Source organism: Streptomyces scopuliridis (genome assembly GCF_042790125.1).
Taxonomy (GTDB): Bacteria; Actinomycetota; Actinomycetes; order Streptomycetales; family Streptomycetaceae; genus Streptomyces; species Streptomyces scopuliridis_A.
Map to the genome: position 1 here is coordinate 295005 of NZ_JBHTZS010000004.1, position 19016 is coordinate 314020.

The 19016-nt window shown below is 71.9% G+C and carries 13 protein-coding genes and 1 riboswitch; of the genes, 8 read left to right on the forward strand and 5 right to left on the reverse strand.

Translation table 11 applies throughout. The features are described from left to right. The first annotated feature begins 8 nt into the window (after positions 1 to 8). The gene (locus ACFRKB_RS08150) at positions 9 to 362 is read left to right on the forward strand and encodes a hypothetical protein (protein ID WP_030351510.1); all 354 of its coding nucleotides are present in this window, start codon (positions 9 to 11) and stop codon (positions 360 to 362) included. 76 nt (positions 363 to 438) lie between these two features. On the opposite strand, the gene ACFRKB_RS08155 is transcribed toward ACFRKB_RS08150, so the two are convergent. After that, positions 439 to 1692 carry a C40 family peptidase gene (locus ACFRKB_RS08155; protein WP_383104245.1) on the reverse strand — a complete coding sequence of 418 codons (1254 nt, stop codon included), beginning with the start codon at positions 1690 to 1692 and terminating at the stop codon, positions 439 to 441. A 7-nt stretch (positions 1693 to 1699) separates the two neighbouring features. Beyond that, positions 1700 to 1863, reverse strand: a riboswitch (cyclic di-AMP (ydaO/yuaA leader). Positions 1864 to 2301: 438 nt separating this feature from the next. On the opposite strand from ACFRKB_RS08155, the gene pcrA reads away from it, so the two are divergent. Continuing rightward, the gene (gene pcrA, locus ACFRKB_RS08160; RefSeq protein WP_383104247.1) at positions 2302 to 4809 is read left to right on the forward strand and encodes a DNA helicase PcrA; all 2508 of its coding nucleotides are present in this window, start codon (positions 2302 to 2304) and stop codon (positions 4807 to 4809) included. A 109-nt stretch (positions 4810 to 4918) separates the two neighbouring features. Here pcrA and ACFRKB_RS08165 read toward each other — a convergent pair whose 3' ends face one another. Together ACFRKB_RS08165 and ACFRKB_RS08170 are read right to left on the reverse strand one after the other, a co-directional pair. Next, a complete protein-coding gene (locus ACFRKB_RS08165; protein ID WP_383104249.1) occupies positions 4919 to 6679 on the reverse strand; it encodes a M23 family metallopeptidase in 1761 nt (586 codons plus the stop codon). Positions 6680 to 7021: 342 nt separating this feature from the next. Beyond that, positions 7022 to 7945, reverse strand: coding sequence for an esterase/lipase family protein (locus tag ACFRKB_RS08170; RefSeq protein ID WP_383104251.1), 924 nt, complete (start codon positions 7943 to 7945; stop codon positions 7022 to 7024). Between the two features lie 411 nt (positions 7946 to 8356). Between ACFRKB_RS08170 and ACFRKB_RS08175 the strand changes: the two genes are divergently transcribed. After that, positions 8357 to 8845, forward strand: coding sequence for a cobalamin B12-binding domain-containing protein (locus ACFRKB_RS08175; RefSeq protein ID WP_383104253.1), 489 nt, complete (start codon positions 8357 to 8359; stop codon positions 8843 to 8845). A gap of 40 nt (positions 8846 to 8885) precedes the next feature. On the opposite strand, the gene ACFRKB_RS08180 is transcribed toward ACFRKB_RS08175, so the two are convergent. Together ACFRKB_RS08180 and ACFRKB_RS08185 are read right to left on the reverse strand one after the other, a co-directional pair. Beyond that, positions 8886 to 10586 carry a DUF5691 domain-containing protein gene (locus ACFRKB_RS08180; RefSeq protein WP_383104257.1) on the reverse strand — a complete coding sequence of 567 codons (1701 nt, stop codon included), beginning with the start codon at positions 10584 to 10586 and terminating at the stop codon, positions 8886 to 8888. 80 nt (positions 10587 to 10666) lie between these two features. Further along, positions 10667 to 12022 (reverse strand): SWIM zinc finger family protein, encoded by a 1356-nt coding sequence (locus ACFRKB_RS08185; protein ID WP_383104259.1) that lies wholly within the window; start codon positions 12020 to 12022, stop codon positions 10667 to 10669. A gap of 131 nt (positions 12023 to 12153) precedes the next feature. Between ACFRKB_RS08185 and ACFRKB_RS08190 the strand changes: the two genes are divergently transcribed. The 5 genes from ACFRKB_RS08190 (at position 12154) to sucC (ending at position 18999) form a co-directional block, all read left to right on the forward strand. After that, positions 12154 to 12588: an MmpS family transport accessory protein gene (locus ACFRKB_RS08190; protein ID WP_383104261.1), complete on the forward strand. Its 435-nt coding sequence runs from the start codon at positions 12154 to 12156 to the stop codon at positions 12586 to 12588. 150 nt (positions 12589 to 12738) lie between these two features. Further along, a complete protein-coding gene (locus ACFRKB_RS08195) occupies positions 12739 to 13854 on the forward strand; it encodes an ATP-binding protein (protein ID WP_365972310.1) in 1116 nt (371 codons plus the stop codon). Between the two features lie 47 nt (positions 13855 to 13901). Beyond that, positions 13902 to 16340, forward strand: a complete 2439-nt coding sequence (locus ACFRKB_RS08200; RefSeq protein WP_383104496.1) for a DUF5682 family protein — start codon at positions 13902 to 13904, stop codon at positions 16338 to 16340. An 89-nt stretch (positions 16341 to 16429) separates the two neighbouring features. After that, on the forward strand, positions 16430 to 17572 hold the full coding sequence (locus ACFRKB_RS08205; RefSeq protein WP_383104497.1) for a VWA domain-containing protein: 1143 nt from the start codon (positions 16430 to 16432) through the stop codon (positions 17570 to 17572). Positions 17573 to 17823: 251 nt separating this feature from the next. Beyond that, positions 17824 to 18999, forward strand: a complete 1176-nt coding sequence (gene sucC, locus ACFRKB_RS08210; protein WP_365972309.1) for an ADP-forming succinate--CoA ligase subunit beta — start codon at positions 17824 to 17826, stop codon at positions 18997 to 18999. Positions 19000 to 19016 lie beyond the last annotated feature (17 nt).

The following is a 19016-nucleotide window of genomic DNA, read 5'->3' on the forward strand; positions in this document are numbered from 1 at the left end:
CTCCGGGCATGGACGTACTCATCAATGTCTTCGTCGCGCTCCACATCATCGGCATAGCCTCGCTGCTGGGCGGCTTTCTCACCCAGATGAAGTCGATGAGCACGGGCACGGCCCGGTTCAACAAGGCGATGCTGCACGGCGCGCTGACGATGCTCGTCACGGGCGTGGCCCTGGTGGGCCTCAACCAGGCCGACGATCAGACGGTGAACAACATCAAGGTCGGCATCAAGCTCGCGGTGCTGGTCGTGATCCTGGCCGTGGTGTACGTGAAGCGCGACGACGAGACCGCCCCGAAGCCGCTGTTCGGCGCGGTGGGCGGGCTGACGGTGGCCAATATCTTCATCGCCACGCTCTGGACCTGACCCACACGGAGATGCCCGGGGCCCGCTCCCGCTCCTGGTCCCGGGCCCCGGCTCCCGCGTGCCGCCCGCTGTTCCGTCAGGCGGGGCGGACGCTTCCGTAGATCGGCATGTAGTAGATCGACTCCTCGCGGACGTTCGCGCCCGGCTTGGGGGCGTGGATCATCATGCCGTCGCCGATGTAGAGCCCGACGTGGCTGATGTCGTCGTAGAAGAAGACCAGGTCGCCGGGGAGCAGATCCTCGGTCGCGACGCGCGTGCCGGCCTTCACCTGTTCCCAGGTGGTGCGCGGCAGCTCCACGCCCGCCTCCTTCCAGGCGGCCTGGGTCAGGCCCGAGCAGTCGTACGAGCTGGGGCCCGTGGCGCCCCAGACGTACGGCTTGCCTATCTGGGCGCGGGCGAAGGCGAGGACCTTGGCGGCCTTGGTGGCGTAGCTGCCGTCCGAGGCTCCGGTGCCGCCGCTCGTACCGGACCCGCCGCCCGAGCCCGTCCCCGTACCCGTCCCCGAGCCGGTCCCTGAGCCCGAGCCGGTTCCCGAGTCCGAGCCGGTTCCCGAGTCCGAGCCCGTGCCGGCCGGCGGGGTCTGGGCCTGCTGCTCCTTGCGCTTGCGCTCGGCCTCGGCCTTCGCGCGGGCCTCCACCTTCGCCCGTGCCTCCGCCTTGCGGCGCGCTTCCTCTTCCTTCTTGCGCTCCAGCGCGGCCAGCCGCGCCTTCTCCTCCGTGGTCAGCTTCGCCAGCAGCGCACGCGCCGCACCGAGCTTCTGCTGCACGGTCTGCTTGCTGGTGCGCAGGGCGGCCTGCGAGGCGTTGAGCGACTCCAGGTCCTTGGCCGCCTGCGCCCGCTTCTTCGCGGCGGCGGCCTGCTGTGTCTGGTAGTCGGTGAGGACGCCGCGCTGACGCTCCGTCAGCCGGTCCGTCACCTGCTTCTGCTCGAAGAACGCCTGCGGGCTGTCCGCGAACAGCAGGGCGGCGGTCGGGGTGACCGCGCCTTCCCGGTACTGCGCGGCCGCGAACGAGCCGAGCGTACGCCGGGCCTCGTTCAGCTTGTCCGCGCGCTTGGCCACCTCGTCGAGCACCCGGTCGACCGCGCGCTTCTGCTTCTGCGTGGCCTCTTTCGCCTTGTTGTACTTCTGGGTCTCGCTGCCGGCCTGGCGGTACAGATCGTCGACCTTCTTCTGTACCTCCTCCATGGACGGCTTCGGCTCGACGGGCGCGGCGCTCGCGCTCTGGGCCGAGAGCAGGGTGACCGAGGCGAGTGCGGCCGTGGTGATCCCGACGGCGGGAGAGGCGGTACGTACTCCGCCGAAGCTGCGCGGTTTGCGATGCGACGCCAAGGCCGACATCTCCTTCCGTGGACCGCCTACCGGGTTAGCTGTCGGGTTCGGGCGGAACGGAAGGCTGCCCTACGGGTCTTGAGCGAAAGGCCCGATTCACCCCGGTTGTGCACTGTGGGTCCCCGGTTCCGAACTTCCTTGGGGAAAGTCCGAATTCGGCGTGGGCCGCCCGCTTGGCGTGGGTCGCCGTTGGGGGTACGGGCTGCCTGGTCGAGCACGCTAGCCAAAGTGTGGTGCTGGTGTGAAGGTCGATGGCCGATATGCCCGATACATTTTCGTGACTATTTGCGCGTGCGATCTGCGAAACCGGCTCCTGGTGTCCGTTCGCCACGATGAGTGACCGGGGGGCCGCCTGTGGTGATGGTGACGGTGACGGGGAACGCGGCCGGGGAATTCCGAAGGCGGGCGCGGGGTGTCAGTGCGGCGGCCTAGGTCCTGTCCGGTCGATCTTCGCGGATCAGGCCGCGGCGTCTGGTGCCGTACATCGCAAGGCGGAGGATCGCCCATGTACTGGACGTACTTGGGCGACTCCGACAACGTGGCGAGGTGCGGTGCCAGGCGTCGCGGGCCCGCGAAGATCGGCCGGACAGGGCCTAGACTCGGAAGGCGATGAGCAGCCTCTTTGACGACAGTTTCCTGGCGGACCTCCAGCCCTCCGGCGACGAGCATCCGCCGCCGCCCGAGGACGACGCGGAGCACGCACCGGAGCAGGTGCCCGACGACCTCTTCCAGGGTGCCTACGACGTGCCCCCGGCGCGGGACCAGTACCACCGTGACGGCGCCCCGCGCACGGTCGTGGACCCCGCCGCGCTGCTCGAAGGGCTGAACGAGGAGCAGCGCGCGGCGGTCGTGCACACCGGCTCGCCCCTGCTCATCGTGGCCGGGGCCGGCTCGGGCAAGACGCGGGTGCTGACCCACCGGATCGCGCACCTGCTCGGCACCCGCAGCGTCCACCCCGGTCAGATACTGGCGATCACGTTCACCAACAAGGCCGCGGGCGAGATGAAGGAGCGCGTCGGCCAGCTCGTCGGCCCGCGTGCCAACGCCATGTGGGTCATGACGTTCCACAGCGCCTGCGTACGGATCCTGCGGCGCGAGTCGAAGAGGCTCGGGTTCACCTCGTCGTTCTCGATCTACGACGCCGCCGACTCCAAGCGCCTGATGGCGCTGGTCTGCCGCGATCTGGACCTCGACCCCAAGCGCTACCCGCCCAAGTCCTTCAGTGCCAAGATCTCGAATCTGAAGAACGAGCTGATCGACGAGGAGACCTTCGCCGACCAGGCCGCCGACGGCTTCGAGAAGATGCTCGCCGAGGCCTACCGGATGTACCAGGCGCGGCTGCGCGAGGCCAACGCGCTGGACTTCGACGACATCATCATGACCACCGTCCATCTGCTCCAGGCGTTCCCCGATGTCGCCGAGCACTACCGGCGCCGCTTCCGGCATGTGCTGGTGGACGAGTACCAGGACACGAACCACGCTCAGTACACGCTCGTACGCGAGCTGGTGGGCCCCTCCGGCGAGGGACACGACCCGGCCGAGCTGTGCGTCGTCGGCGACGCCGACCAGTCGATCTACGCCTTCCGGGGCGCCACGATCCGTAACATCCTCCAGTTCGAGGAGGACTACCCGGACGCGACGACTATTTTGCTGGAGCAGAACTACCGCTCCACGCAGACGATCCTCAGCGCCGCCAACGCGGTCATCGAGCGGAACGAGAGCCGCCGGCCGAAGAATCTGTGGACGAAGGCCGGCGCGGGCGCCCAGATCACCGGCTACGTCGCGGACACGGAGCACGACGAGGCGCAGTTCGTCGCCGACGAGATCGACCGGCTGACGGACGCGGGCGAGGCCAAGGCGGGCGATGTCGCGGTCTTCTACCGTACGAACGCGCAGTCCCGTGTCTTCGAGGAGATCTTCATCCGGGTCGGCCTGCCCTACAAGGTCGTCGGGGGAGTGCGCTTCTACGAGCGCAAGGAGGTCCGCGACGTGCTGGCCTATCTGCGCGTTCTGGCCAACCCGGAGGACAACGTTCCGCTGCGCCGGATCCTCAATGTGCCCAAGCGCGGCATCGGGGACCGCGCGGAGGCGATGATCGACGCGCTCGCGCTGCGCGAGAAGATCACCTTCCCGCAGGCGCTGCGGCGGGTGGACGAGGCGTACGGGATGGCCGCGCGCTCGGCCAACGCCGTCAAGCGGTTCAACACGCTGATGGAGGACCTGCGTACGGTCGTCGAGTCCGGCGCCGGGCCCGCGACGGTCCTGGAGGCCGTGCTCGAACGGACCGGCTATCTGGCGGAGTTGCAGGCCTCGACCGATCCGCAGGACGAGACGCGTATCGAGAACCTTCAGGAACTGGCCGCGGTGGCGCTGGAGTTCGAGCAGGAGCGCGCTCAGGCCGCCGCCGAGGCGGCGGGCGATGCCGCCGGTGCGGCGGCCGCGGCTCCCGCGGCCGCCACGGCCGGTACGCTCGCCGAATTCCTGGAGAAGGTGGCGCTCGTCGCCGACTCCGACCAGATCCCCGACGAGGACGAGGACGGCTCCGGTGTCATCACGCTGATGACGCTGCACACCGCCAAGGGCCTCGAATTCCCGGTCGTGTTCCTGTCGGGCATGGAGGACGGCGTCTTCCCGCACATGCGCGCCCTCGGCCAGACGAAGGAGCTGGAGGAGGAGCGGCGGCTGGCGTACGTCGGCATCACCCGCGCCCGCGAGCGCCTCTATCTGACCCGTTCGTCGATGCGGAGCGCGTGGGGCCAGCCCTCGTACAACCCGCCGTCGAGGTTCCTGGAGGAGATCCCGGGACACCACCTGGAGTGGAAGCGGACCGGCGCGCAGATCCCGGCGGGGCCCACGTCCGGGATCACGTCCTCGCTGTCCTCGACCGCCGCGCGCTCGCGGCCGGGCGGCGGCCCCTCGGGCTTCGCCACGGGGCGCGTGACGGACAAGCCGGTGATCGCGCTGGCGGTCGGGGACCGCGTCACACACGACCGGTTCGGCCTCGGCACGGTCATGGCGCTGACGGGTACGGGCGCGGAAACGCAGGCGACGATCGACTTCGGGGACGAGAAGCCCAAGCGGCTGGTGCTGCGGTACGCGCCGGTCGAGAAGCTGTAGGTACGGCGCGCAGACCCGCGACGGCCGCCGGTACGAGGTACGACGCGACGCTGTAGGTACAGCACGACACTATTGGCACGACGGGACGGGGCCCCGGAAGGGGCGCCCGTTACGTCGGGTCGACGCCGTGGCTGCGGAGCCAGGCCAGCGGGTCGATCGCGGCGCCGCCGCCGGGCCGTACCTCGAAGTGCAGGTGCGGTCCGGTGGAGTTGCCGGAGTTCCCCGAATACGCGATCACGTCACCGGCCTTGACCGAACCGGAGCGGATCTTCGTGGTGCTGAGATGGCAGTACCAGGTCTCGGTGCCGTCGGGCGCGGTCACGATCGCCATGTTGCCGTAGGCGCTGTTGTACTGCGTGCGTACGGTGCCGTCGGTCGCGGCCATCACCGGCGTGCCGTACGACACCGGGAAGTCGATCCCGGTGTGCACGGACATCCAGTTGACGCCGGCCTGGCCGTAGCGCGCGCTGAGCCCGTGCTGCGAGACGGGGAGGACGAACTTGGGCCGCTCGGCCTCCTTGCGGGCCGCCTCCGCCTCGCGCCTCTTCTTCTCCGCTTCCTGCCGTGCCTGGAGGTCGATGCGCTCCTGCGTACGGCTGGCCCGGTCACCGAAGTCACGGGCGTCGGCGTTGAGGGCGGCGAGCTGCGTGTCCAGCTTGTTGTTCGCGGCCACGGGCTTCACGGAGCCGGGATCGGCGGCCGTGGCGGTCGTGGTCTTGTCGGCCTGCGGCTCCTGGCCCCCGCCGAGACCGCCGACGGAGGCGGCGGCGACACCGGCGACCCCCATCACACAGGCGGAGGGCACGGCGACAGTGAGGAGCGCGGAACGCTTGGCGGGGGTGCGGCGGCGGCCCCGGCTGCCGCTCGGGCCGCCTCCGGCCCGGCGTTCGCTCCGCGGCGGGGCGGTGACGGTGGGAGTGGTCATCGTCGCCGCCATGTGCAGCGGCTCCGCCTTGTCGGGCGCGGAGTCCGCGTCCGTGTCGCTTTCGAGTCCGGCCTTGCCCACCTCGCCGGCCTCGCCGGTCTTGGCGTGGGCGTCGGTCTCCGCGCCGCTCTCGGCCTCGTAGCCGGGCTCCGCGTCGAAGGCGTGTTCAGGCTCGGGCCCGGGGGCGCCGTACTCGGTGCCCGCGGCGAGGTCGTACTGCTCGTACGGGCCGCCGTCCTGGCCGTACCGCTCATGTGTGTTGTCGTACGGGGCATCGGCCGTCGTGGCGGGCGAGTTCCAGGCGGTGGCGTCGTACGCGCCGGTGTCGAACGCGGGCGCTGCCCACTGCGCGGTCGCCTCGTACCCGAACTGCGCTGCGTCGAACTGCGTGCCGTCGAACTGCGTCGCGTCGAACTGCGCGGTCTCGAACTGTGCGCCTGCGAACGGCGCGGCGGGGTCGAAGGACGCCGCGACGGTGTGGTCCGAGGTGCCGTAACCGAACTGCGTGGCGTCGAACTGGCCTGTCCCGCCGGTCCCGTTCAGCTGGTCGCCCTGATGTGCCTGGGCGTCCTGGGGTGCGTGCGTCGCATGCGTCGCGTGGTTCGCCTGGTTCCAGGCGTCGGCGTCCCACTGGCCCGTGACATCCGGCTCCGCCGACTGGCCCGGGACGACCTGGGTTTGCTGGTAGCCGTGGTCGGGCGCGGCGGTGACGGTGGCCCACTGGCCGCTGGTGTCGTACTGCGGCGTGGCGTACGCGTCGTATCCGGCCGTCTGATGAGCGCCGGTGCTCCACTGCGTGTTGTCGTACTGGCCGGTGGGGGCCTGGGTGTTCTCGTACCCGCCCGATCCGTCCGGCAGGGTGCCGAAGAGCGGGTCGGTCTCGAAGCTGCCGGTCTGGTAACCGTCGTATGCGGCGTACCCGGCGTGGGCGTGCTGGTCGTTCACCAACTTCTCTCTCGCCTCGGCAGCAGAACCAGGGTTTCCTCCGGAAGCCTGTCTGAGGGACAGGACCCCTGAGGGAAAGCAGTGGCCGCGACTGTACCCGGCGGTATAGGACGGCGACAATCTTCGGCAGGTTTTGCGTTCCGTTGAAACGGGCATTCGGCCGTGTTTCGGGGGACGACGGGCGCAGACTTGGCCCTATGTTCGAAGCGTGTTCGAGTCGGGGGCGGAATTTCGAGGGCGATTTCGAGGAGCCCCGCGTGAGTCGGCACGTGCCACGCGTCGGCGGGCAGACCTCACGCGTCGTCCGACGGGTGTCACGGGTCAGCCGACGGGTGTCACAGGTCAGGCGACGGACGCCGGTCCGTCGAAGTGGGGGTCATCCTCCGTGGATTTCCCGGGCGCGCGGCCGGAGTTGACGGAACCCGGACCGGATTCGCCTCTGTGCCCAGGAGATTCGAGCGCGTGCCGGATGCCGGCCGCGACTCCGGGATGCACCGTCATGGCGAGATGCCCCACCCCGCTCACCAGTACGTTCTCCGCCTTCAGGTCGGGGTGCGCGATGCGTGCGGTGAGGGCCGGCTCCATCAGCTGGTCGAGATCGCTCCAGAAGCTCACGAACCGTGTACGGCAGCCGGGCGCGGGCAGCCGCAGTTCCTCGATCACGTCCGACCCCGGCCGCATCTGCCGGACGACCGGGTGGGCGTTCGCCAGCGGGACGACGGCCGTGCCCTCGTGCGGCGTGGCCATCGTGACCAGCGTACGTACCCGTGAGTCACCGCCCAGACGCTGTACGTAATACCGCGCGATCAGGCCGCCCAGGCTGTGCCCGATCACATCGACCTGGCGGTGGCCGGTGCGGGCGCAGATCTCCTCGACATGCTGGGCGAGCAATTCGGCGGCCGTGCGGATGTCGCAGGTCAGCGGCGAGTAGTTGAGCGAGACGAGCCGGGTCCAGCCGTGCCGGGCCAGGGAGCGGCGCAGCAGCACGAAGACGGACCGGTTGTCGACGAGGCCGTGGAGCAGGACGACGGGGGGATGGGCGCGGCCCTCCGTGGGCAGCTGGGCGGTTTCCGGCGGCAGGGGCTCTGCGCGGCGCTCCTGGACGATCCCGGCCGGGTAGAGGACGAGATGGCCGGTGAGCACCGCCAGATCGAGCGCGTTGGCACGGAGCGCGTCAACCGGGAGCGTGGCGTGGCACACGCGGCCGGCCTGGCGCAGAAGCGGCGGAACGAAGGGAAACAGCGGCAAGAACGGCGAAACCTTCATGGCCGACCTCCGAACGGCACCGGGGGGCGGCTCTGGCCCCCGCATGCCCTCACGGGGCGCCGCCCGGCGGGTCGGATGGCTTCCGGCACGCCATAAGTGCCCGGGGTCGGTACACGCGAGCCGTGCCACCGCGCCGCGCGGCTGGCGGCACGGTGGAACGGCGCTCGTGTGGCGACTCCTCTTGCGGCTCCCCTTGCGGTCGCCCCGACCCGGCCAGGTATGCCGAGTCATACCGGAACGACGCAAAGCGAACATGTCCCACGTGTGATTTCCCCCTCGCCGACCTCCGCGAAACAGACGCGTGCGGGATGCTGTGGATAACGTTCGTTCACCTCCGCGTGCCCGGTCCCGACCGGACCGGGGGGCGGGGGCCCGTGCCAATGACAGTGCGGTCGGTATGTGGAGGCAGTGATGGGTGTGGCTTGGCATCCGGAGAACCAGCGTCCGGAGAATCAGTCGCGGAGCCAGGACGGGACGAGCGGAGCGCACGCGGCCGGCGGCCCGATCCGGGTGGTGGTGGCGAAGCCGGGACTCGACGGACACGACCGCGGCGCCAAGGTGATCGCGCGTGCGCTGCGGGACGCGGGGATGGAGGTCATCTACACGGGGCTCCATCAGACGCCCGAGCAGATCGTGGACACCGCGATCCAGGAGGACGCCGAGGCGATCGGTCTGTCGATCCTCTCCGGGGCGCACAACACGCTTTTCGCGAAGGTGATCGCGCTGCTCAAGGAGCGGGACGCGGCGGACATCAAGGTCTTCGGCGGCGGCATCATCCCGGAGGCGGACATCCCCCCGCTCAAGGAGCTGGGCGTGGCGGAGATCTTCACCCCCGGCGCGACGACGACTTCCATCGTCACGTGGGTCAACGCCAACGTCCGCCAGCGCGCGGGCGCGTGACGCGCGGGGCTGTGACGCGCGGGGGCGTTCGTGCCCTCGCTCATCGCGCCGCCGGTTCGGCGGGCTGGCCGAGGTCGTCGGGCCCGTCGTGCCCGTTGAGCTCGGCCAGCATCGACGCGCGCAGACGCAGCGTGGAGACCAGCCGCCGGAAGGCTTCCGACCAGTAGCCGCCCGCGCCCGGTGACGCGTCCTCCGGCTCGTCCTGGGCCGCCGTGAGCAGCTCCAGCCGGCTCGCCTCCGCGGGGTCGAGGCATCGCTCGGCGAGGCCCATGACCCCGCTGAAGCTCCAGGGGTAGCTTCCCGCGTCCCGGGCGATGTCCAGCGCGTCCACGACCGCCCGGCCGAGCGGCTGAGCCCAGGGCACCGCGCAGACGCCGAGCAGCTGGAACGCCTCCGAGAGGCCATGGGCGGCTATGAACGAGGCCACCCAGGAGGCCCGTTCCGCGGGCGGCAGCGTGGCCAGCAGCTTCGCCCGTTCCGCCAGCGACGACGGGCCGGGACCGGCGGCCGGGGAGGCCGCGGGCGAGCCCAGCAGGACGGTGGACCAGCGCGCGTCCCGCTGCCGTACGGCCGCCCGGCACCACGCGGCGTGCAGCTCGTCGGCCCAGCCGTCCAGGACGGGCAGCGCGACGATCTCCCCGGGGGTACGGCCGCCGAGCCTGGCCGGCCAGGTGTCCAGCGGGGCGGCCTCGACCAACTGGCCCAGCCACCAGGACCGTTCGCCCCGGCCGGCGGGCGGGGCCGGTACCACGCCGTCGCGCTGCATGTCCGCGTCGCATTCGTGCGGCGCCTCGACCGTGATGACCTGGCCGCCGCCCGTACGGTCCATGCTGACGCAGGTCGCCGCGCGGGCCGCCATCCTTCCGGCCAGGGCGGAGCCCGGCAGCGAGGAGAGCAACTCGGCGGCAGTGTGCCGGACATTGCGGCTGCGGTCCGACAGGGCCCGCTCCAGGAACGGCTCGTCCGCCCCGGACAGCCCCGTACGCAGCGAGTCGAGGAACATCAGCCGGTCCTCCGCGCGTTCGGTGGACCAGGTCGAGGCGAGCAGGGCCCGGGAAGCCTCGGCGTCCTGGGCCCGTACGGCGGCGAGCAGTGCGACCCGCTCCGCGAACAGGCCCTCCTCCCAGAGCAGTCGGACGGCCTCGCCGTCCCCCGGGTCGGGCAGCAGCGCGCCGCCGGACGCGCCCCGCAGCGCGAACTTCCACTCCGGGTTGAACCGCGCCAGCCAGAGCCCGCGCGGCCCGGCGAACGTCAGCGCCTGCGGCCGCAGATCGGTACGCGCGCGGGCCGCGTCGAGCAGCGCGGGCAGCACGGCGGCCGGCGCGCGGTAGCCGTGCTCATTGGCGGCGGCGAGCCACTGCGGGAGCAGTTCGGTGAGATCGGGCGCCGCGCCCCGCCGCCCTCCGCCGGAGGACCCCGACCGGTCGGCCAGCAGCCGGCCGAGCCGTCTTCCGGCCGCCTCCGGCAGCCGCGCGCGGCCGTCATGGGCCGCGGGCTCCGGGCGGGCGGCGGCGCGCGCGGGAAGGAGCCCCGCCCTGCGCCGTACGGTGTGCAGCGCGGCGGCGTCCAGCAGGGCCGTCGGCGCCTCCTTGCCCGGGGCCAGGATCTCCGCGGGCGGTGTGCGGCGCTCCGTACCGAGCAGCGCCGAGGTGACGAGCCCTTCCCCGAGCGTCGTGACGCGGGTCGTGCCGGCGGAGCCGGCCGGGTCGACCGGATCGTTGGTGCGAGTCGTGTCCGTCATGGAGCCCTCCGTTGTCGGCGCGGTCGGCCAGGTCCTGTCCGGCCCCGTGGGTGAGCGGATCCGTCGGATGAGCGGGACCGTCAGGTGAGCGGGACCGGCCCCGGTATCTCCTCGGTCCAGGCCGCGAGCGGATGGAAGCCGCGGTGCCCGCACTCCCCGAAGACCGTGACCGGACCGCCGCCGGACAGCGCGGCCAGCTTCCACAGACCGGGCCGTGAGAGCGCCGAGCCCGTGAGGGGCAGCGCGGATTCCCCGTCCGCGTCGGCCAGTTGCCAGCAGCCGCCCGGCGCCGGCACGGGAATGACGTCGGTCAGCGTCACCGGCCACGCGTCCAGCCAGGGGTCCGCGCGCAGCGCCGCCCCGTACGCCTCGATCGCCGCTGTCGTGGAGCCGCCGGGCGGCGGGCCCGGGATCGGGGCCGGGGCGCCGAACTGCCGCCCCCAGTCGGCCCGTAGCTGCCCCGCGCCGCCGTGCGGGGTGATCTCGGCCTCGATCATCAGGCCCACCGGCAGCGCCAGTTGCGGGGAGCGCCCCGCCGCGCCGAAGGCGAGCAGCAGCGCGGAACGCGCCGAGTCCCGTCCGTACAGCCGGATCCGGCGCGTGACGAGCTTGCCGTCCGAGGAGTCGTCCTGCGCCAGGACCAGCCAGTGGTCCCTGATCGGCGTACCGCCGGCCGGCGACGGCAGGCCGATCCTCGTACGCACCGTCGTCGCCAGCGGCTCCGGCAGCCGGTCCCGGCCGAGCCAGGCCGTGGTCAGCAGATGCAGTAGCGCGGACTCCTCCAGCAGCCGTACCGGCCAGCCGGCGCCCGAGCCGGGGATGGCCCCCAGCTCCCGTACCCGGCCCGCGAGCCCCGGCGCCTGCGCGTCGACCATGCGGGCCGCCGTCTCCTCCCACAGCCCGTACCCCGACTGCTCCGCCGAGGCCAGCCCGCCGCGCAGCAGATCCGTCAGCCGCTGCTCAAGCTCCGTGGCGCCCGCGCTGATCCGGGTGGCCCTGCGCTCCGCCCTGCGCCGGGCGGCCCCGGGATCGGCCGGTTTCCCGGACCCGGCCGCGCCCGCTTCCCCGGCGGGCCGCTCCTCGCCCCGTTTCCGGCGCCCTTCGAGCCATTCCCCGGCCCAGCCGGGCTCCTCCGCCGTCTCCGGCACGCTCCGCTCGTCCGCCGCCCAGAGCAGCAGCAGCCCCAGCGCGTGCTTGCACGGAAATTTCCGGCTTGGGCAACTGCACTTGTAAGCGGGGCCCGTTGTGTCCACAATGGTCTGATACGGCTTGCCACCGCTGCCTTTGCACAGGCCCCACACTGCGCCCGCGGAGCCGCTGCCCGCCTCCGACCACGGCCCGGCCGTGCCCAGTTTGTCGCCCGCTTTGCGTGACGCCTCATCAGGAGCCAGAGCGAGCACCTGTTCCGTCGTCCAGCGCACCCCCGTTTGATTCATGTCCACGACGTTAGAGCGCCCCACTGACAATCGCGCTGACCTGCGATTTCAGCGAACAGCCGACAGTATGACTTTGCTTTTCCTTTGCTATATCGTGCCAGCTTCCTACGCCAGATCCGGGGGGATCACTGATGAACCGCACCGTCCGCGCCGCCCTCACCACCCTCGCCGTCACCGGCCTCGCGCTGGGCCTCGGCGCCTGCTCCGAGACCGCGGACCGGGTCGACAAGGCCGTGACCGACGAGGTCGACAAGGCCGTCAACGAGACGTACGAGGTGACCTACGAGGTCTCGGGCAAGAACATCGACACGATCGACTACCACGGCGGGGGCGGCGACGCCATGGAGCCGAAGATCGAGACGGTCGAGAAGCCCACGCTGCCCTGGACGAAGACGGTCACGCTGCGCGGGATCATGCCGCCCGGTGTCATGCCGATCGCCCTGGACCCGTCCGGCGCCGAGGTCACCTGCAAGATCATCTACAAGGGCGAGGTCATCAAGGAGGAGAAGGACGCGGGCAAGGCCGCGGCCGGCGGCTGCATCGCGGTCTCCCCGATCGCCGGGTGACGATCGCGGGGTAACTCCCCTCGGACGCGGGCGCGTCCGCGTACGCGCCGCCGGGCCCGCGGCGACGGCCGATCGTCAGTGACGGCCGATTGTCAGTGGCGTGGTGCACCGTGGAACTCACATCCGGTCGAACGATCTGGAGGGGGATCCATGACCGTGCCCGAAATCACCGCGCCCGCGGGGACCGAGGAGGCGCTGCGCCCGCACGCCGAGGACGCGTTCGCCGACGAGCTGAAGGCGCTGGCCGCGGCCGACGACCGGCAGCGGCCCGCCAGATGGCGGCTGTCGCCGTGGGCCGTGGCCACGTATCTGCTCGGGGGAACGCTCCCCGACGGGACGGTGATCACGCCGAAGTACGTGGGGCCGCGGCGGATCGTCGAAGTCGCGGTCACCACGCTCGCCACCGACCGGGCGCTGCTGCTCCTCGGCGTGCCGGGCACGGCCAAGACCTGGGTCTCCGAGCATCTCGCGGCGGCCGTCAGCGGTGACTCCACCCTGCTCGTGCAGGGCACGGCCGGCACGCCCGAGGAAGCGATCCGCTACGGCTGGAACTACGCGCAGCTGCTCGCCCACGGCCCCAGCCGTGACGCGCTGGTGCCCAGCCCGGTGATGCGGGCCATGTCGGAGGGCATGACCGCGCGCGTCGAGGAACTGACCCGTATCCCCGCCGATGTGCAGGACTCGCTCATCACGATCCTGTCCGAGAAGACCCTGCCGGTCCCCGAGCTGGGCCAAGAGGTGCAGGCCGTCCGGGGATTCAATCTGATCGCCACGGCCAATGACCGCGACCGGGGGGTCAACGACCTCTCCAGCGCGCTGCGCCGCCGCTTCAACACCGTCGTCCTGCCACTGCCGGCCACCCCGGAGGCCGAGGTCGACATCGTCTCCCGGCGCGTGGACCAGATGGGACGTTCGCTCGATCTGCCGGCCGGACCCGAGGGCATCGACGAGATCCGCCGGGTCGTCACGGTCTTCCGCGAACTGCGCGACGGAGTCACGACCGACGGGCGCACGAAACTCAAGTCCCCCTCGGGGACGCTCTCCACGGCCGAGGCGATCTCCGTCGTCACCAACGGCCTCGCGCTCGCCGCCCACTTCGGGGACGGTGTGCTGCGGCCGGGCGATGTCGCGGCCGGCATCCTCGGCGCCGTCGTCCGCGACCCGGCGGCGGACCGGGTGATCTGGCAGGAGTACGTGGAGACGGTGGTCCGTGAGCGCGACGGCTGGAAGGACTTCTACCGCGCCTGCCGCGAGGTGAGCGCGTGACCACGACGCGCGCGCCGGGCGGGGGCGCGGCGACCGCGGGCGCGGCGGTGCGGGGCGGATCCGGCGCGGGCGGACCGCTGCTGCTCGGGGTCCGGCATCACGGGCCCGGGTCCGCGCGCGCGGTGGGGGCGGCGCTCGACGCGGCGGCGCCCCGGGTCGTCCTCATCGAAGGCCCGCCCGAGGGGGACGCGTTGCTGGCGCTCGCCGCCGATGAGGCGATGCGCCCGCCCGTCGCGCTCCTGGCGCACGCGGTGGACGATCCGGGGCGCGCGGCGTTCTGGCCGCTGGCCGAATTCTCCCCGGAGTGGGTCGCGATCCGCTGGGCGCTGGCACATGACGTACCGGCCCGGTTCATCGATCTGCCCGCGGCGCACTCACTGGCACTCGCCGCGGCGGACGAGGAGTCCCGGGGCGACGGATCCGAGGACGACACGTCCCAGGACGACGAGAGCCTGCGGATCGATCCGCTCGCCGTCCTCGCCGGGGCCGCCGGGTACGACGACCCCGAGCGGTGGTGGGAGGACGTCGTCGAACACCAGGGACCGGGCCGCGCGGAGGACCCCTTCGCGCCGTTCACGGCGGTCGCCGAGGCGATGGGCGCGCTGCGCGAGGAGCACGGCGACGGCGGACCCCGGCGCGATCTCGTCCGCGAGGCCCAGATGCGGCTCCAGCTCAGGACCGCGCGCAAGGAGTTCGGGGACGACGGCGTCGCGGTGGTCTGCGGGGCCTGGCATGTGCCCGCGCTCGGCCGGAAGACCACCGTCGCCGCGGACCGCGCGCTCCTGAAGGGCCTGCCCAAGGTCAAGACCGGCATGACATGGGTGCCCTGGACCCATCGCAGGCTCGCCCGGCGCAGCGGCTATGGCGCGGGCATCGACTCGCCCGGCTGGTACGGCCATCTCTTCGGCGTCCCCGACCGCCCCGTGGAGCGCTGGCTCACCAAGGTCGCCGGCCTGCTCAGGGAGGAGGACAGGACGGTCTCCTCCGCTCATGTCATCGAGGCGGTACGGCTCGCCGGGACGCTGGCCGCCATGCGCGGGCGTCCGCTCGCCGGTCTGACCGAGACCACCGACGCGGTCCGGGCGGTGATGTGCGAGGGATCGGATGTGCCGCTCGGCCTCATCCACGACCGGCTCATCGTCGGCGAGGTGCTCGGTGAGATCCCGGACACGGCCCCCGCCGTGCCGCTCCAGCGCGATCTCACCGCGCTCCAGCGCACGCTGCGGCTCAAGCCGGAGGCGCTGGAGCGCGAGCTGGACCTCGACCTCCGCAAGGAGACGGACGCCGAGCGCGGCAGGCTTCTGCACCGGCTGCGGCTGCTCGGTATCGACTGGGGCGAACCGGCCGCCGGGCGGGGGAGCACCGGCACGTTCCGGGAGAGCTGGCGGCTGCGCTGGGAGCCCGAGCTGTACGTACGGGTCGCGGAGGCCGGCGTATGGGGCACGACGGTGCTCTCCGCCGCCACCGCCAAGGCGGAGTCCCGGGCCCTCTCGGCGACCGCGCTCGCGGAGGTCACGGCGCTGGCCGAGCGCTGTCTGCTGGCCGCGCTGCCCGACGCCCTGCCCGTGGTGATGAAGGCGCTCGCCGACCGTGCCGCGCTCGACGCCGATGTGGGCCGGCTCGCCCAGGCGCTGCCCGCGCTGGCCCGCTCGCTGCGGTACGGGGACGTACGCTCCACCGACACCGGCGCGCTCGCCGAGGTGGCGGCGGGGCTCGCCGAGCGGATCTGCGTCGGACTGCCGCCCGCCTGCGCCGGGCTCGACGCGGACGGAGCGGCCGAGATGCGCGGGCATCTCGACAGCGTGCACACCGCGATCGGTCTCCTCCCTGACGAACAGGGCGCGGACGATCGGCGCCCGGACGAACAGGGGTCGGGCGATCAGGGCGCGGACGGCCACGGCCGGGATCTGGCCGGGCGCTGGGGGGCCGTCCTGCGCAAGCTCGCCGGACGGGACGCCGTCCCCGGGGTGATCAGGGGCCGGGCCGCCCGGCTGCTGCTGGACGACGGTCGGCTCGCCGAGGACGAGGCCGCGCGGTTCATGGGCCTCGCGCTGTCGCCCGGCACCCCACCGGCCGACGCCGCGGCCTGGATCGAGGGCTTCGTCGGCGGCGCCTCCGGAGCGGGGCGCCACCAGGCGGCGAGCAGCGCGGGAGGCATGCTCCTAATCCATGACGAACGCCTCCTGGGCCTCGTGGACGCCTGGCTGACCGGGGTGTCGGCCGAGGCATTCACGGATGTGCTCCCGCTGCTGCGCCGCACGTTCTCCGCGTACGAACCGGGCGTCCGGCGCACGCTGGGCGAGCTGGTCAGACGCGGGCCCGCGGCCGGCGGCCCGGTGGCGCCCGAGCCCGCCGCGCCCGGTTTCGGCCCCGGGCTCGACGAGGCGCGCGCGGACGCCGTACTGCCGGTGCTCCGGCTGCTGCTGGGCGCCGACGGCAGCGGAGGCACCGACCACAGCGACGATCTTCTGGAGGGGACGGGATGAGCGGCGGGACGGGCGACAGGAGCCGTACCGAAGGCATCGGCGCCGACGGGCCGGACCGCGCCGCCGACGAGCGGCTGCGCCGCTGGCGGATGGTGCTCGGCGGGGAGAACGCCGACGGGACGGGCTGCGCGCTCTCGGGCCGGGACGCCGCGATGGACGGCGCGCTGTCCGCCCTCTACGGCACGGGCAAGGAGAAGGGCGACGCCCGCGGCACCGACCGCTCCGCCGGGCTCGGCGCCTCCGCGCCCTCGGTCGCCCGCTGGCTCGGGGACATCCGTACGTACTTCCCCAGCTCCGTCGTCCAGATCATGCAGCGCGACGCGATCGACCGGCTCGGGCTCGCCGCGCTGCTCCTGGAGCCGGAGATGCTGGAGGCCGTCGAGGCCGACGTCCATCTCGTCGGCACGCTGCTCTCGCTCAACAAGGCGATGCCCGAGACGGCCAAGGAGACGGCGCGCGCCGTCGTGCGCAAGGTGGTCGCGGACATCGAGAAGCGGCTCGCCACCCGCACCCGCGCGACCCTGACCGGCGCGCTCGACCGGTCGGCACGGCTCAGCCGGCCGCGCCACCGCGACATCGACTGGGACCGTACGATCCGCGCCAACCTCAAGAACTACCTCCCGGACCACGGCACGGTCGTCCCGGAACGGCTCATCGGCTACGGGCGCGCCGCGCGGTCCGTGAAGAAGGAGGTCATCCTCTGCATCGACCAGTCCGGTTCGATGGCGGCCTCCGTCGTCTACGCCTCCGTCTTCGGCGCGGTCCTGGCCTCCATGCGCTCCCTCGCCACCCGGCTCGTCGTCTTCGACACCGCCGTCGTCGATCTCACCGACCAGCTCGACGACCCCGTCGACGTCCTGTTCGGCACCCAGCTCGGCGGGGGCACCGACATCAACCGGGCGCTCGGCTACTGCCAGTCGCGGATCACCCGGCCCGCCGACACCGTGGTCGTACTGATCAGCGACCTCTACGAGGGCGGCATACGCGACGGGATGCTCAAGCGGGTCGCGGCGATGCAGGCGTCGGGCGTGCGGTTCGTGACGCTGCTCGCGCTGTCCGACGAGGGAGCGCCCGCGTACGACCGCGAGCACGCGGCGGCCCTCGCCGCGCTCGGTGCGCCGGCCTTCGCCTGCACCCCCGATCTCTTCCCCGAGGTGATGGCGGCGGCGATCGAGAAGCGGCCCCTTCCCATACCGGACAAGGAGCTGCCGAACGGGGCGATCTCCCGGTGACACAGAGGGCTTCGGCGCGGCGTGTGACGGGTATCACCGCTCTGTGACAGGTATCACCGCTCATCTGTGATCTGCGATTTAGGGACCTACCGCCCACGGGGATAACCTGCGAGACGGACATGCCGCGTACCGGACAGCGCGTACGCCTCCCTCTGTGACAGCGCAGTCACGTTGCCCTTCGCGGCACGCCCACGCAGACAACGAACCCGCGATCACCAGGCTGCGGTTTAAAAGACAAGGGACGGACACGCGTGGACCTGTTCGAGTATCAGGCGAGGGACCTCTTCGCCAAGCACGGTGTACCGGTGCTGGCCGGTGAAGTCATCACGACGCCTGACGCGGCTCGCGAGGTGGCCGAGCGGCTCGGCGGCAAGGCCGTCGTCAAGGCGCAGGTCAAGGTCGGCGGGCGCGGCAAGGCGGGTGGCGTGAAGCTGGCCGCCGACCCGGCCGACGCCGTCGAGAAGGCCGGTCAGATCCTGGGCATGGACATCAAGGGCCACACGGTCCACCAGGTGATGCTGGCCCAGACCGCGGACATCGCGGAGGAGTACTACGTCTCCTTCCTGCTGGACCGCACCAACCGCACCTTCCTCGCCATGGCCTCCGTCGAGGGCGGCGTGGAGATCGAGGTCGTCGCGGAGGAGAACCCCGACGCGCTCGCCAAGATCCCGGTCGACGCCAACGAGGGCTGCACGCCCGAGAAGGCCGCCGAGATCGTCGCCGCCGCGAAGTTCCCGGCCGAGATTGCCGACCAGGTCGCCGACGTCCTGCAGAAGCTGTGGACCGTCTTCATCAAGGAAGACGCCCTCCTCGTCGAGGTCAACCCGCTGATCAAGTCCGGTGACGGCAAGATCATCGCGCTCGACGGCAAGGTCTCGCTCGACGAGAACGCCGACTTCCGCCAGCCGGAGCACGAGGCGCTGGAGGACAAGGCCGCCGCGAACCCGCTGGAGGCCGCGGCCAAGGCCAAGAACCTCAACTACGTCAAGCTCGACGGCGAGGTCGGCATCATCGGCAACGGCGCGGGTCTGGTCATGTCGACCCTCGACGTCGTCGCGTACGCCGGTGAGGCCCACAACGGCGTGAAGCCCGCCAACTTCCTCGACATCGGCGGCGGCGCCTCGGCCGAGGTCATGGCGAACGGCCTGGAGATCATCCTCGGCGACCCGGACGTCAAGTCCGTGTTCGTCAATGTCTTCGGTGGCATCACCGCGTGCGACGAGGTCGCCAACGGCATCGTCCAGGCCCTTGAACTGCTCAAGACCAAGGGCGAGGACGTCACGAAGCCGCTGGTCGTGCGTCTGGACGGCAACAACGCGGAGCTGGGTCGCAAGATCCTGTCCGACGCCAACCACCCGCTCGTGCAGCGCGTGGACACCATGGACGGCGCGGCCGACAAGGCCGCCGAGCTCGCGGCTGCGAAGTAAGGGACAGGGACTCCAAC

Bases quoted from the DNA above. Each gene is read 5' to 3' on its own strand.
- ACFRKB_RS08185 (WP_383104259.1), bottom strand. From the start codon at position 12,022: ATGAATCAAACGGGGGTGCGCTGGACGACGGAACAGGTGCTCGCTCTG.
- ACFRKB_RS08170 (WP_383104251.1), bottom strand. From the start codon at position 7,945: ATGAAGGTTTCGCCGTTCTTGCCGCTGTTTCCCTTCGTTCCGCCGCTT.
- ACFRKB_RS08190 (WP_383104261.1), top strand. From the start codon at position 12,154: ATGAACCGCACCGTCCGCGCCGCCCTCACCACCCTCGCCGTCACCGGC.
- ACFRKB_RS08180 (WP_383104257.1), bottom strand. From the start codon at position 10,586: ATGACGGACACGACTCGCACCAACGATCCGGTCGACCCGGCCGGCTCC.
- ACFRKB_RS08150 (WP_030351510.1), top strand. From the start codon at position 9: ATGGACGTACTCATCAATGTCTTCGTCGCGCTCCACATCATCGGCATA.
- ACFRKB_RS08195 (WP_365972310.1), top strand. From the start codon at position 12,739: ATGACCGTGCCCGAAATCACCGCGCCCGCGGGGACCGAGGAGGCGCTG.
- ACFRKB_RS08175 (WP_383104253.1), top strand. From the start codon at position 8,357: ATGGGTGTGGCTTGGCATCCGGAGAACCAGCGTCCGGAGAATCAGTCG.
- ACFRKB_RS08205 (WP_383104497.1), top strand. From the start codon at position 16,430: ATGGTGCTCGGCGGGGAGAACGCCGACGGGACGGGCTGCGCGCTCTCG.
- pcrA (WP_383104247.1), top strand. From the start codon at position 2,302: ATGAGCAGCCTCTTTGACGACAGTTTCCTGGCGGACCTCCAGCCCTCC.